General features: G+C 62.8%; 14 protein-coding genes and 2 pseudogenes. 6 read left to right on the plus strand and 10 right to left on the minus strand.

All coding sequences use genetic code 11. From position 1 onward, the window contains the following. Positions 1-86: 86 nt before the first annotated feature. The gene (locus tag RG2_RS07925) at positions 87-1,130 is read left to right on the plus strand and encodes an alpha/beta hydrolase (protein ID WP_033230888.1); all 1,044 of its coding nucleotides are present in this window, start codon (positions 87-89) and stop codon (positions 1,128-1,130) included. A gap of 93 nt (positions 1,131-1,223) precedes the next feature. After that, positions 1,224-2,054: a helix-turn-helix domain-containing GNAT family N-acetyltransferase gene (locus RG2_RS07930; protein ID WP_033230887.1), complete on the plus strand. Its 831-nt coding sequence runs from the start codon at positions 1,224-1,226 to the stop codon at positions 2,052-2,054. Here the strand turns inward: RG2_RS07930 and RG2_RS07935 are convergent. Then, positions 2,048-2,527, minus strand: coding sequence for a carboxymuconolactone decarboxylase family protein (locus tag RG2_RS07935; protein WP_033231413.1), 480 nt, complete (start codon positions 2,525-2,527; stop codon positions 2,048-2,050). The two genes, RG2_RS07930 and RG2_RS07935, sit on opposite strands and share 7 nt — an antisense overlap. A 486-nt stretch (positions 2,528-3,013) precedes the next feature. Between RG2_RS07935 and RG2_RS07945 the strand changes: the two are divergent. Then, positions 3,014-3,295, plus strand: a pseudogene (locus RG2_RS07945) (hypothetical protein); the annotation flags it as partial. Between the two features lie 176 nt (positions 3,296-3,471). After that, positions 3,472-4,410: a thiamine pyrophosphate-dependent enzyme gene (locus RG2_RS07950; protein ID WP_051730185.1), complete on the plus strand. Its 939-nt coding sequence runs from the start codon at positions 3,472-3,474 to the stop codon at positions 4,408-4,410. A 122-nt stretch (positions 4,411-4,532) separates the two neighbouring features. Here the strand turns inward: RG2_RS07950 and RG2_RS07955 are convergent, their stop codons facing one another. The 4 genes and pseudogenes from RG2_RS07955 to RG2_RS07970 form a co-directional block, all read right to left on the minus strand. Further along, entirely contained in the window at positions 4,533-4,919 is a 387-nt protein-coding gene (locus RG2_RS07955; RefSeq protein WP_033230886.1) for a hypothetical protein, read from the minus strand. Further along, positions 4,919-5,560, minus strand: a complete 642-nt coding sequence (locus RG2_RS07960) for a nucleotidyltransferase domain-containing protein (RefSeq protein WP_033230885.1) — start codon at positions 5,558-5,560, stop codon at positions 4,919-4,921. Before RG2_RS07960 ends, RG2_RS07955 begins: the two co-directional genes overlap by 1 nt. 282 nt (positions 5,561-5,842) lie before the next feature. Then, positions 5,843-5,956: pseudogene (locus RG2_RS07965) on the minus strand (IS110 family transposase); the annotation flags it as partial. A 471-nt stretch (positions 5,957-6,427) separates the two neighbouring features. Then, positions 6,428-7,372 (minus strand): alpha/beta hydrolase family protein, encoded by a 945-nt coding sequence (locus tag RG2_RS07970; RefSeq protein WP_033230884.1) that lies wholly within the window; start codon positions 7,370-7,372, stop codon positions 6,428-6,430. A gap of 119 nt (positions 7,373-7,491) precedes the next feature. Between RG2_RS07970 and RG2_RS07975 the strand changes: the two genes are divergently transcribed. Both RG2_RS07975 and RG2_RS31760 read left to right on the plus strand, forming a co-directional pair. Further along, positions 7,492-8,091 carry a TetR/AcrR family transcriptional regulator gene (locus RG2_RS07975; RefSeq protein WP_033230883.1) on the plus strand — a complete coding sequence of 200 codons (600 nt, stop codon included), beginning with the start codon at positions 7,492-7,494 and terminating at the stop codon, positions 8,089-8,091. 294 nt (positions 8,092-8,385) lie between these two features. Beyond that, complete coding sequence (locus RG2_RS31760; protein ID WP_155276668.1) at positions 8,386-8,676, plus strand: hypothetical protein; 291 nt, start codon at positions 8,386-8,388, stop codon at positions 8,674-8,676. 12 nt (positions 8,677-8,688) lie between these two features. On the opposite strand, the gene RG2_RS07985 is transcribed toward RG2_RS31760, so the two are convergent. The 5 genes from RG2_RS07985 to RG2_RS08005 form a co-directional block, all read right to left on the minus strand. Continuing rightward, positions 8,689-9,819, minus strand: a complete 1,131-nt coding sequence (locus tag RG2_RS07985) for a lipase family protein (RefSeq protein ID WP_033231410.1) — start codon at positions 9,817-9,819, stop codon at positions 8,689-8,691. Positions 9,820-10,058: 239 nt separating this feature from the next. Beyond that, positions 10,059-11,543 carry an FAD-dependent oxidoreductase gene (locus RG2_RS07990; protein ID WP_080711550.1) on the minus strand — a complete coding sequence of 495 codons (1,485 nt, stop codon included), beginning with the start codon at positions 11,541-11,543 and terminating at the stop codon, positions 10,059-10,061. Positions 11,544-11,549: 6 nt separating this feature from the next. Further along, entirely contained in the window at positions 11,550-11,981 is a 432-nt protein-coding gene (locus RG2_RS07995; protein ID WP_033230881.1) for a carboxymuconolactone decarboxylase family protein, read from the minus strand. After that, positions 11,978-12,895 carry an NAD(P)-dependent oxidoreductase gene (locus RG2_RS08000; RefSeq protein ID WP_033230880.1) on the minus strand — a complete coding sequence of 306 codons (918 nt, stop codon included), beginning with the start codon at positions 12,893-12,895 and terminating at the stop codon, positions 11,978-11,980. Before RG2_RS08000 ends, RG2_RS07995 begins: the two co-directional genes overlap by 4 nt. Continuing rightward, positions 12,892-13,668 carry an SDR family oxidoreductase gene (locus RG2_RS08005; protein WP_033230879.1) on the minus strand — a complete coding sequence of 259 codons (777 nt, stop codon included), beginning with the start codon at positions 13,666-13,668 and terminating at the stop codon, positions 12,892-12,894. The genes RG2_RS08000 and RG2_RS08005 overlap by 4 nt, the downstream gene beginning before the upstream one ends. Between the last annotated feature and the right edge of the window lie 18 nt (positions 13,669-13,686).

Raw genomic sequence — 13,686 nt, forward strand, 5'->3', positions numbered from 1 at the left:
TGATGTTTTCGGATTGGACTGTGGGGGAATGACACAAGAGCGACCATCCCGTTTTCGGGCACCGCAATCGAGCACGAGGAGCGGCAATGAGAAGGATCAGACACAGTCGGGCACTACTGGTTGGCGCACTCATTGCGTCGACGGGATTGTTCGGTGAAGTAGCGCTGGCGTCTGCCGATCAGTCTCGATCTCTTCCCCCCGGCACACCGACATCGGCAGACGGGTCCGCGCTCGATCGCATCGAAGTGGTCAACGACCGCCAACTGACGATGTACGTCCGCTCGGCGGCGATGGACAAAGTGATACCGCTCGAGGTGATCCTCCCAGCAGATGCGAGCGCGCCACGGCCGACGCTCTATCTGCTCAATGGAGCCGGCGGCGGCGAAGATTCGGCGACGTGGCAGACCAGGACAGACGTCGTCAATTTCTTCGGTGACAAGAACGTCAACGTCGTCAATCCCATCGGCGGTGCATACAGCTACTACACGGACTGGCAGCAACCCGATCCCGTTCTCGGACTCAATAAATGGACGACCTTCCTGACCGAGGAGCTTCCCCCGATCGTCGACGCAACGCTCGGAACGACTGGGGAGAATGCCGTCGCTGGTCTATCCATGGCCGGCACATCGGTTCTGAGTCTGGCCGAAGCGGCGCCGTCGGTGTATCGCGCCGTGGGAGCGTTCAGCGGTTGCGCTGAGACGAGCACCCAACCGGGTCAGGACTATGTGACCTTCGTGGTCAGCTTCCGCGGCGGCGACGTCAACAACATGTGGGGTCCGCCCGGCAGCCCGGCCTGGGTGGCCAACGATCCGGTTGTCAACGCGGAGAAGTTGCGTGGCATCGACCTGTACATCAGCAACGGAACAGGTTTACCTGGCCCACATGAGACCTTGGCGGGGCCGATGGTGAATGGAGATCCGGGCGTCCTCGCTAATCAGGTGATCGTGGGCGGCGTCATCGAGGCGGGGACAAATCAGTGCACGCAGCGTCTCGCGGATCGCCTCAATATTTTGGGAATCCCGGCAACGTACGACTTCCGGCCGACCGGCACTCACTCGTGGGGTTACTGGCAGGATGACCTGCACAACTCCTGGCCCATGATCGCCGACGCGATCGGTACCCAGCGATAGGTACCGATCAGCCGGTGAGTTATTGCTCACTTCTCTCGCATCGTTCGAGATCTGACTAACCTAGATGCTGGTCAGCGCGGTTATCATCACCGGGTGAGTTCCGAAACGCGCAGCGTCGCCGCAGCCGAAGACACTGACGTTCTTGCCCGTCGATTTGCGTGTCTGGGAGATCCCGCGAGGCTTCGAGTATTGCAACTCGCTGCAGTCGGACCAGTCGAGATTGCCGCACTTGCAGGTGAAACCGGCATCGAACCGTCGACACTCGGAACCCATCTCGAGGCGCTCGCGAACGTGGGTTTCATCGATGTCGACGTCCAAGGCGGGACTTCCGTGATCCGTGTTGCGGGTTCGGCGTATTCCGACCTCATGGACGCGGCAAAGATCGTCTCGCCGCGGGCGCAGGTGCGCGACACACTGGGGGCCTTGCCGACAGACGTCACGCTCCGCAGAATGGACGAGCGTGACTGGGACGGCGTGCGATCGATCTACCGCGAGGGAATCGACACCGGTACAGCAACATTCACCACGTCGGTGCCTTCCGCGCAGAAGCTGGACGAGCAATGGTTGCCCGATCATCGGTGGGTAGCCCAGATCGACGGCCGCGTCGTGGGTTGGGCGACCCTCAGTCCCACCTCATCGCGCGACTGCTACCGGGGTGTTGCCGAGAACTCCATCTACGTCGGCGGCGCAGCGCGTGGCCGCGGCGTCGGAAAACTGCTCCTTCGTCATCAAGTTCAGGCCGCCGACACCAGCGAGATCTGGACAATCCAGTCGTCCATCTTCCCTGAGAATCGAGCGAGCATTGCTCTGCATCAGGCCGTCGGATTCCGCATTGTCGGCACCCGCTCACGGATCGCCCAGCTGGGTGGACAGTGGCGTGACACCTTGTTTCTGGAACGACGCCGTGAGTCCCAGCTTCACTGACCGGGCAGTGCGCAGACCGTGTCGAGTCCGAGAACGTGATTGAGCCGACCGGACGTGATCCACGATCCGATGCTGATCGAGAGTTCGACGATCTCCGCTTGGCTGTACTGCGCGCTCATCCGTTCCCAGAATGCGTCGTCGAGGCCGTGGTGATCCAATGCGTACCGCTGCGCGTATTCGGCGGCCAGGCGCGTGCGGTCATCGAAAGCGTCAGTGGTTTCCCAGTTTTCAACGGATTCGCCAAAAGTATCTTCAACTTTTACTCCGTCGCGTTCGGTGCGCCAGTCCATACACACGATGCAGCCGTTGATTTGCGCGATCCGCAACCGTGCGGCCTCGAACTCGCGTAGGCCGAGAGTCGACTTCGTGGTGACCGCGCGTGAGAGTCTCGACGCCGCGCGCCCGATCTCGGGAACCAGGTCACCCCACACGTATTCGATGGGATCTTTACCCTCGGGCACAGTGATGTTCATCGTCGACTCCATCTCGTGTGGTTTCTTTCTCCGACGATAGCGGCGCGAACCTGCCAAGCCGCTGTGCGAATCCCACTGGTCGGCATGAGAACCACGTTGTGAAAATGTGCCCGCTATCCCTTGGCTGCCCTGATCCCGGCGCGGCGACCGATCGGAATCACGCCAAGTTGGGGACTCTGTTCAAACCTCTCTGGAGCGGTTCAATTCGCCGGAATCCAGCGGGACATGGAGTGAAGATGCCGTTCTCAACCGAATAGGCCGAGAAATCTCGGTTCAGTCTTCTGCGCAGGAAGAACGTGGTTTTGGCAGAGTCGAACAGCGGGTCACTCAACAGTTTGTCGGCCAGTTCGAGCCATGGTCGATGCCACACGAGCTTGTGTTGATGGCGGGTTTCTCGATGTGATCTTCCCTGTGATTGGGAGCTGTATTTGTACGACTACGGCGCATCCGAGTCCTGATCTCGCTGCCTACAATCTTGCTGCCCGCATGAAGCGGGCGGAACTGGTGACCGCACTGCGCGAGATGCTCGGCGCTCGCCTTGTCGCGGATCTCGGGAAGGTCAAGGAAACACGGGCGGTCCGTCTGTGGGTGGAGGGCACGCGAACCATCGGCAACGACACCGATGTCGAACGCCTTCGTATCGCGTGCCGTGCCGCGAAACTGGTCACTGCCTGTGACACGGCTGCGGTCGCGCAGGCATGGTTCAAGGGTTTGAACCCGATCTTGGATGGCACTGTCCCGTTGATTCAAAGGAATAGTGGCGCAATAGGTTTGGAGAACACGGCGATGCACCCAGTTGGGATTGTTTACGATTCAGGATGCAATCCCGCTCTCGGTGACTTCCTGCCAGACCGCGCGGTCACGTCCTGCGGGCAGCGCGGTGGAGGCAGTTGCTGCGAGCCTACGAGCGAATGATGCGCGGCCGGTGTTTCTCATTGGCGGGGATGCGCTCGAAACTCGTTGCCGCACAATACTTGATCGGATCTGTCGACGAACTGGTGGCCGCGCATTCACCGGAACGACGGCAGCGCGACTTGATCGAGGTTGGAGACCGCCCTGAGTTCGGCCGGTTGCCGTACTTCCCCGAAGATGTGGTTGCGGCGTTATCGACCGCTGCCCCGCTGGTGTTGGTCGGTACCAAGTCGCCGGTCGCGTTTTTCGGGTACCGGGAACATCCGAGTGCTCTTGCTGAAGGCGTTGCAACACTGACGTTGTCGACCGGCGAGGAGGACTCGTACGCCGCACTTGTTGCGCTGGACGAAGAATTGTCCGGCCTCCCGGTGGGCGCTTCGACGGCCACCGTCAGTGTGGGTGGCCAAACTGCCGCGCTCTCGGATGAGCAGGGCCTGGACGGATGGACCATCGGTTCTGTGGCGGCTGAGACGATGCCGGAGGACGCCATTGTTTCAATCGAAGGTGGCACTGTCGGGCACAGCTTTTTCGCAGCATCGCAGAACGGGCCGCGTCACAGTGTTCTTACCAACACCGGTGGTGCAATCGGACAGGGACTACCTGTAGCTTTTGGTGCGTCGTTGGCGGCACCACGACGTCGCGTCGTCGCGATTCAGTCCGATGGCAGTGCCCAGTACACGGTTCAGGCACTGTGGTCGATGGCCCGCGAAGGTACTGATATCACCGTCGTCTTGGTGTCGAACCAAAAGTACGGAATCCTTAACACCGAACTGCAGCGCCTCGGTCACACCAGTGGCGACTTGGCGAACTCTCTGACTTCGCTTACCAATCCGAGTCTGGACTGGTGTGCGACCGCTCGTGGCTACGGAGTGCCGTCCTCTCAGGTGCACTCGGTGGGAGAGTTGCGGGCGGCGTTGCGCCGGGCACATGCGGTCCCTGGACCCACGCTCGTGGAAGCGGTAGTCGGGTAATGCAGGGATCGGGATGCATGATCGGGTAATACAGCTGTGATGGCTCAAAGCGCATTTTTTTGTGAACAAACGACGGCGCACCACGCAACGGTAGGCGCGCTGGATCCCGGGGAGTCGGCGGACTACCCCCGGGCGGCCATTGCCTGCTTGGCTGCCTCGACCAGGTGCTCCGCCGCGCGGTTCATCTTCTTCAACTCCGCAGAGGTCAGGTCCTGGTGCGTGTAGGCCGCTTTGTTCTTCAAGTTCAGCAGTGTGTTCAGATGCCGTTCGGATCCACTGTCGGCACGTTTGAGTAGGGCAATGGCCTCGCTGTGGTTGCCGGTGTTCGAGTGCACACCGAGGCGCACGCAGCAGAGTACGTCCGAGGCGGCGATAGCCGCGTCGACGTACAAGTCCCCGGCGGCGTTGGGCATCTCCTCTCCGAGATAGTCAGCCGCGTCGAAGAACTCGTTCGCTTTGGACATGCGCCCCGCGGTGACAACGGAGTCGCAGTCGCGTTGTCCCGCCATCAGGATCTCCTCGCAGCGGGGAGCAGTTGCGCGTTGAACCAGCTCCGTGTTCCCGCTACGGTCAGGCCCTGCTTCGCCACGTCACGGAGCAGGGGTTCGCCGGCGGCGGCCGCGGCACGGAGTTCGTCTTCGGCGTACTCGACGACGCGGCCGTCGTTGCCGGTCCACGCCGTGACCAGTCGGGCGAGTTCGGTTACCTGTTCCTCCCATGCATCGTCCCCGTCGTTGCCGGCGTCAGCGGCGCGTACCAGGAACAGATCGATGTCGCTGTCGAGCTTCATGCGCCCGGTCGCTGCCGATCCGAACACTGCGGCGTATCGCAGCGTCTTGTGCCACCCGTCCAGGTGCTTTTCGAGGCGCTTGAGGAAGGTGGAGTTCAGCTGTGCAAGCGCCATAATGGGCTCGGCCGCGAGATGCTCGGTGTTGAGGCGGTAGGTGTTGGTCCTACCTACCTGATCGCGGCGCACCACACCCTGCGCGACGAGGCGGGTGAGGACCTTGCGGATGCCTTCGCCCGACCCCGTGGCGAGGATGCGCTGGACCTGGCTGATCGTGAACGTGACCTCCGCGCTCGCCAAGACAGCTAGCACGTCGCCGTCCAGGGTCGGTGTTACCGTGGCGAACGGCCTGTTCAGCTGCATGGCAGGCACCTCCTCATTCCAACTAAAGTTTGACTATAGCAACTATAGTTGGAGTAGTGCGAGGTAGTCCGGACCGTCAGGGCTGAGAGCCACAGAATGGACCTGAGCAATTCTGTCGACGTGCTTGCCGGCTTCTGTGTTCGAGCCTTGTGAGCAGATGCTGTGTGGGCCAATATTGTTGGGAGCGTGGCTGTGACGGCGTCCATCGTAATGTGTGTTCCGTCCGTCATCTGTGGAGTCGATTTGCGGTCATTCTTTCTGCGTCGAAGCAGCCGGCGTATGGTCGTTGCGCACTTTCTGGCTCCAGAGGGCCTTTCCGGTGTCGTCGATCGCGCATGCGTGGTGCGAGGCCTTCCCGACATCGATCCCGATCCACACGGTGAGGTGATCATTCATCAACTCGCTCCTGTCGTTGCAGGTGGGGCCCGTGGACGTCTCCGTCACCAGATCCCTAAACAGCGACCGTTCGCATCAGCTCTCAATCAGCGACCGGAGCGTCCAGAACGGTGAGGCAGCCAGTCCTATCGAGCTACGACAGCAACAAAACCCGATCAGCTACACCCCACCGCGCTGGGCATCCAGAGCGTCCACTCTGGACACCACCAACCTTAGGGAACACCCGATCAATTCTCGGACTCAAGGTTCAGCAGTCAGTCAGGGAACGACTCAGTGATGATGCTTCCACCGAGCGCGCAGTCGTCTTCTGAAAAATGCAGTCATCCCGGCATCCGGCGCAACGTCTTCATCTCATTACGACCACCACCAGTCTCGCCGGCAGTAGTCGCTGTCGACGTGCCGCTCCCAAGTACCGCAGTCAGGCCTCTGCCAGCGACCATTGGTGCACGACGAGAGACCTAACTGGGCCTGTCACTTGCTGTCGACGTGCCCGATCGGGTCGGCGCTGTCGGTGAATGCGGCGCGGGCGGCGGGCCAGCTGGTCTCATCGACGCGGAGAGCGCTGCGAAGGTAGGCGGTGCTCATCCGCTGGATGACGGCGACCCGTTCCGGACTTTCGTCCGTGGTTTCGGCGACTTCGTATCCCACGATTCCGCCAAGCGAGTGCTCGGCACCGTGGAGGGTGAGAAGGTCGGTGGCGCCGGGGCTGTGTGTGTAGGCGTCGGTGAACCAGTCGGGGCCGCGGCTCGACATCTTGGACTGGTCGTGGTCGCCGGCGACGACGAGTGTGGGCGTGGTCAGTTCCTGGAACGAGGGGCGCATGAATGGGAAGTTCGCCTTCGCGAACGGATGCAGGTCGTCGCCGCCGACGCCGGTTGCTGCGAACAGGATGCCCGCGGTGACGCGGCTGTCGGACATGTCCTCGCCGACTTGGCCTGCTTCGTCGAAGATCCGAGCGCCGAGGAGCGACTGCGCTGTCTGTCCGCCCCAGGAGTGACCGGTGGCGGCAACTCGACTGCGGTCGATGCGGCCGGCAAGCCCGGGCACGGCGGCCTCGATGGTGTCGAGCTGGTCGAGGATGCGAGTGAGATCCGTGATCCGCTCGGTCCAGATGGTCGGGAACACCGGGTGGTCGAACCCGAAACCGTTCCGGCGCGAGTCGAGGTGGGTGGGCTGGATCACGACGAACCCGCGGGAGGCCCAGAACGCGGTGAGCGGCGCATACCCGTCGAGGTTCCACCCGTTGCCGTGGGAGAACACCACGATCGGCAGGTTCGCGCCGGTCGCCGGGGCCGACACCCGAACTTCCAGCGGTACCGGCCGGTCGGGGGCGGACAGTTCGGTCGCTGCAACGGAGACGACCGGAGTGCCGGCGCCGACAATGCCGTTCAGTGTGTTGATCATTGATGAGGTCATGGAAAGTTCCTTGCTGCGGGTGCGCTCTGCGATACTGGTTATCGGAGCGACGTTCCGTAACGTTACGGAACAGTGTTCCGTAATGCAAGTACACCCGATCGAATGGTGAGGACAGGCATATGGCTGACACCGAGAGCGACCAGTCGCGCGTTGCGCAGCCCCAGCAGGTGGGCCGTCCGCGTCGAAGCCAGCAGGCACTCCTTGACGCAGCGGCGGCGGTGTTCGTGACGTCCGGGGTCGACGCTCCGGTGCGGGAGATCGCAGCGAAAGCCGGCGTCGGTGTGGGGACGATCTACCGTCACTTTCCGACCCGTCCGGAGCTCGTAGTGGCGGTGTACCGACACCAGGTCGAGGCATGCGCAGAAGCCGGCCCGCGACTACTCGCGGAGAGCGCGACGCCCGAGGTGGCCTTGCGGGCATGGGTGGATTTGTTCGTCGATTTCCTTGTCACCAAACACGGGCTCGCTGGCGCACTCCACGGAGACAGCGCCGGGTCCGACGCTCTGCACACCTACTTCGTTGGCCGTCTCGTACCGGTGTGTAGTGACCTCCTCGAGGCAACACTCGAGTCCGTTGACACTGCTCCGCCGGTCGATGCGTACAACGTGCTCAAAGGCATCGGCAACCTCTGCATCGGTGCCGCAAGCGACGCCCAATACGAGGCCACCATTCTCGTGCAACTACTCATTTCGGGCGTGCTTAGCCGAGGACTTCGCTGACCCAGGCCCATCGCACCCTCACGTGGAGCACGGACAGGAAGCGCCGCGAAAATCACGCCACTTACTGCTGCGATTCACAGTCGGCAAGGCCGGCGCAGGTTCGGAGTGTCTCATCGTCGGGTGTGTTAGTAACGAACGATTCTGAGGCACTGTCGTCGGCACCTCCGAGACGCGCTCGGCCCTGATCTTCCTTTTCGCATCCGTACTTCAATGACTTTGCACGATCACGTGGCTTGTCAGTTGTGGTCGGTCATCACGCAAATGGACCTTTTGGGCCGGATGAAAACGGGCCTCGTGCCGAGACACGATTGCCTCGGCATCCCCGTAATAGTGCAGATCTCGCGGACGTATTACCGCACGCCGCAAGGACTCGTCGAGGGTAGCGTCGTCGAGGCGCAGCAGAGCGGCACCCTGATCGCCGGCGAGGCTCGGGACATCGGTCCAATGCTCTGGGGTCTGCTGCACGGACTGGCCATGTCGAATTACCTGGTCGCTGTCCGAGTCTGCCAACCCGAGGCGAGTTATCGGTTCGAAGACATGCAGCGCATTCTTGCTCTGGCACTGAAGAACCTGGCCCCGCGCTGAGCATCGACTTATCTACGGCTCGAACAGGTTCCGGACGAAGGAGAGGCTCTCGGGGAGTGCAGCCCGCATCGTCTCGATATGCCCCGTCGGATAGGTGCGGAATGTGACTGGCTGGCGGTTGGCGGCGAGTTCGGCGGCGAGTTTCAACGCGAGCGGCGCCGGCACCATCTCGTCCGTCAGCCCCTGCCCGAGGAAGACGGGCCGATCGTACCCGGTCGCCGGGATTTCCAGCATGCTGCGAGCAGCGGCCAGCACTGCGGGATCGTCGAGGGGCCGGTTCACCAGATCGCCGATCGTGACGTCGCCGAGGTCCGATGCCATTTCCTGGTAGCAGTCGGTTTCGGCTCGGGCCAGGGCATCGGTGCCGCGCGGTGTCAGGTAACGATCGATGTCGAGATCGGGTCGTGCCGCCCGGAGTCCGGCCAGGATGTACGACACGAATACGGTGCTGCCGGTCAGTGGCAATCGGGGAAAGTCCGGCCCCACGAGTGGTGCAAGGTTCTCCAGATTCGACGGCGCCCCGGTCGCGACCGCGCCCCGGTAGTCCAGTTCCGGTGCGTATCGTGTTGCGATCGCTGCCGTGACCATCGCGGACTGCCCGCCCTGAGACTGTCCGAGTGCCACCCACCGCGGTGAGAGCGACGGTTCGACCGCACGCGCAGCACGCACCATGTCGATCATGCTGTGCGCCTCCGACGGTCCGTCCAGGTAGGGGTGGATTCCCGGCGTGCCGAGCCCCACGTAGTCGGTCGCGACGATCGCGTAGCCCTGCGAGAGCCAGTTCGTGAGGTATGGACTGCCGACGGTCCCGGTCACCGTGGGAGCGCACTTGTCGGCAATGCCGACGGTGCCGTGGGCCCACGAGATCACCGGCCAGCCGCCTTCGGGTGGATCACCGGCGGGGAGGAAGAGCGCGCCCGTACTCAACGCGGGCCGGTTCAGCGGTCCCGTGGACCAATAGGTGAGCTTTGATCCGTTGACGGCGCCGGGGATCCAGAAGGTTCGTGGCAGGGGATCTGTCGCGGTCACTGTGCCCGGCGCCGTGACTGGCGACGGCACCTGCGCCTGGGCGGGCGCGGTCGAGACGACCGCAGAGGCGAGCGTGATCACCATCAATGTTTGGCCGAGCCGTCGTCGGATCATTGCACCGCTCCCGGGGTTCGTCCGTGTGTACGCAGACTTCCATTCTGCGCGAACCGGAGTTGCCGGCACACCGGTTCGACAATCTTCGGGTGCCGCTACCGCGGTCGAGGGCCGGTCGAGTGGTTTCACTGTCAGTCCAGAGGCGAGGGCGAATGCTCCGCAGCGCATCATGTGGTGCGAGGCTCTTTAGGTCCGTTTTCGGTTCGTTGACGGGGACGCGGTCGGTGAGAGTACGCCCGCTAACCCTTGGCTGCGCTGATCCCGGCGCGCCGACCGTAAAAACTGCCGTCACCGAGCGACGTTCCCGACGCGTATCCGCCGGCACAGACTCCGGCAGTGCAACGGCCCGCAGCAAACAATCCGGGGATCGGTTCGCCCGAAACGTGCAGCACCTCCGACTGAATCGACGTTCGCAGGCCGCCGAGGGTGAAGCCTGCCGTGAAGCCCCGAAGGTCAAGGGCGGCAATCGGGGAGCCGATCGGCTTGACCCATTCGGGTTTCTTGCCGAAGACCGGATCCTCGCCCCGTTCGGCGTGGCGGTTGTACACCTCGACAGTGGACTGCAAGGTGCCCTCGGGCAAACCCATGTCCGATTCGAGTTCCGCGGCGGTCTCGGCCACCCACTTGGGGCGGAACCGGAAGAACGGCGTGGAACTGTCAGCGCCGGCGCCCTCGTCGTACGCGGCTTCGTCGATGATCAGGTAGGCCTCATTGTTGTTGCGGAGCAACGTTTCCTGGCCGATGCGCCCAGGATAGGTGTCCTCGTTGACGTAGCGTTGCCCGCGGCCGTTGACCAGGATTCCGCGCACCATCAGCTGAGGATCGCCGAAAAACGCGACCTCGGTGGCGTCCATGTGCGCGAGGTCGGCGCCCAGAGCTTGCGCCATCCGGATGGCAGTGCCGTCGTGCTCCTCGATGGCCGCACCTGGCCGCCCGATCAGACGCGGCGCATACGACTCGACCATCGACTCGTTGTAGGCAAAACTGCCCATTGCCAGAACAACACCGGTCCGAGCCCGCACAGCCACTTCCTTGCCGTAGCGCTTGGCGATGATGCCGACCACTCGATCACCGTCGACAACAAGGCGTTGCACCCGCATGTCGTGCTCGGCCCGCACGCCGAGTTTCTCCGCCGTCTCGACGAGCGGCTTCATCAGCATGAACCCGCCGCCCTTCTCGCCGGTGCGTTTGTCGCTCATCTGCGGTACGTGCCCGCGCGGGGCCGGGGCGGCGATGGCGTTGAAAGGCGCGGCGTTCTCGCCGCCGGAGTACATGAGACCGTCGTCGAACGGAGTTTCCCAGCCCGGCTGGCCGTAGAAACTCTCCTTGAACGGCACTCCGTTGTCGACCAGCCAGTTGTAGTGTTCGACGCTGCCGTTGCAGTAGTCGGTGATCTTTTCCTCGTCGGCACCTGGGCCGAGGGCGGCCATCATGAACGTCTTCATGTTCTCGGGGGTGTCTTCGAAACCGAGTGCCTTCTGCAGCGGTGTACCGCCGCCGAGATAGATGAACCCACCGGCCAGCGCGGCGGCCCCGCCCCACCCACTGGTGCGTTCGAGAACGAGCACGTCCGCACCCGTTCGGGCCGCTTCGATGGCGGCGCTGACTCCGGCAATTCCGTATCCGGCGACAACAACGTCGGCTTCGAGATGCCAGGCGTCTACGTCGTGTACCAGGACGGGTCGAATCGAGTGCGTCGCTCCCGTGGAGTTCGCTAGGGCCATCGCGTTTCAGTCCTTCGCGGGAGTTGGTTCGGTTGCGGCCTTTTCGGCAGCTCGGGCAGCCTTACGCCGGTCGGACTTGACCGAGATCAAGGCATTGTTGAGTCCGGTTGCCAAAGGCCACCCGGTGTAGTGACACAGGAAGATGGCAGCTTCCTCGACTTGCTGCTCGGTGAGTTCTTCGTTGAGGATCGCCGCATTGATCTGGATTTTTGCGACGTCGGTTTGCCCTTGGGCGGTAATCGCGCCAAGGAGGAGCAACCGTCGATCACGCATCGACAACCCCGGCCGAGTCCAGATATCGGCAAACAGATGATCTGCTGTGACGGCAAAAAACTCTCCCGGAACGTCGGCAGGCAATTCCCAGCCGTACACCTCGTTCATTTTCGACACACCGCGTGTCCGGGCCTCGGAGATGGAGTGTCCGTTCAGATCGGTCATGACTGCTCCTTCGTGGATGGTCCTGAGAATGCGGTATTTTCCGGAGGGGCGCCTACCCCCACACCGAGTCCTGGACCGAGCCCGGTCAGTGCCAGGTTCGCGAGGGGCAGGTCGACGCCGAGACGGTCACCCAGATCGAGCGCCAGGCTCAGATCTTTCTCACCCAGGTTGCGAACGTGACCGAGAATCGAGTACCAAGGATCGCTCTCGTCAACGGGCTCGGTGGTGGTCCGCAGCATGATGGCGCCGGCCCCACCGGTAATGGCATCGGTATGGCGTACGACCTTACCCAGGGTGCGAATATCGAGACCGGCCGCTTCGGCCAACCTCGACGCTTCGGTAGCGGCGGTGAAGGATACGAAGTGAAGAAGGTTACGCGCCAGCTTCATTCGGGTGCCGGCGCCGATGTCTCCGGCGTGGACCACCAGTTCTGCCCAACATCCGAACGGCTCGCGAACCCTCTCGAAAGCCTCTATCGGCCCGCCGATCATCACGGCGAGCTTACCCTGTGTGGCACCGGGGGCGCCGCCACTGACGGGTGCGTCGATCAAGGTCACACTGTGCTCGTCGCAGAGGCTGGCCAACTCCACCGCGGTGGTGTCGGAGATGGTCGAGTGGACGGCGATGACGGTCCCGGGCCGAGCAGTGCTGAGGATGCCATCAGGTCCGTTGACGACATCACGCACTTGAGCGTCGTCGAGCACAGTGACCGAGATGACGCTCGCCGTGGCTGCGACGTCGGCCGGCGTACGTGCTGCACGAGCCCCCGCGGCAGTGAACGGTTCGAGAGCTTCGGCTCGCGCGTCGCACACCACGAGCCCGGCCGGCCAGTCGAGGAGACGGGTCGCCATGGGCGCGCCCATGTTGCCCAGTCCGATGTAGCCGAGCGTGGGCTTGTTGGCATTCTCGGTCACGATCGGAACACCTGCCCGCCGTCGACGTTGAAGATCTGGCCGGTCACCCAACCAGCTTCGTCGGAAAGGAGGAACAGGCACATGCCCACCAGGTCTTCCGGAGTTCCCATGCGTTGCAGTGGAATTCGTTTGACCATGTCCTTGACGATGTTGCCTGGTGTGACCGTGCGGGTGGCTTCGGTGTCGATCGGTCCGGGGGCAATCGCGTTGATCCGGATCTTGGACCAACCGAGTTCCGTGGCCAATTGCTGAGTCAGGCCGTTGATTCCCACCTTGGCAAGGCCGTAGAAACCGGAGTACAGCCAGGCGGCAGTGGAGGACTGGTTCACGATCGAACCGCCGTTGACGCGCATGTGGGGCACTACTGCTCGGCACATCTGCAGTGCGCCGTCCATGTTCACGCTCATGAACGTCCGGTAGTACTCCCAGTCGACTGTGAGCAGCGAGTCGATCTTCATTCCGCCGTAGATGGCAGCATTGTTGACCAGGTGTTCGATGCTTCCGAATTGCTCGATCGTGAAGTCGGCGAGCGCCTGGGTGGATGCGCCGTCAGCAACGTCGACCGCCTTGAAGACCGCGCTGCCACCGTCGGCAGAGATCTGTTTGGCCACCGATTCGCCGAGTTCGTGATTGAGGTCGGCGACAACAACATTGGCACCCTCGGTTGCGAGTGCGCGGGCGTATGCCTCGCCGATTCCCTGAGCGGCGCCGGTGACGATTGCAGTGCGTCCCCTAAAACGTTCGGTACGTTCTGTAGGTTCTGTACGTCCCATGTCGATCCTGCTTTCGAG

This window comes from Rhodococcus globerulus NBRC 14531 (assembly GCF_001894805.1).
GTDB classification, from domain to species: domain Bacteria; phylum Actinomycetota; class Actinomycetes; order Mycobacteriales; family Mycobacteriaceae; genus Rhodococcus_F; species Rhodococcus_F globerula.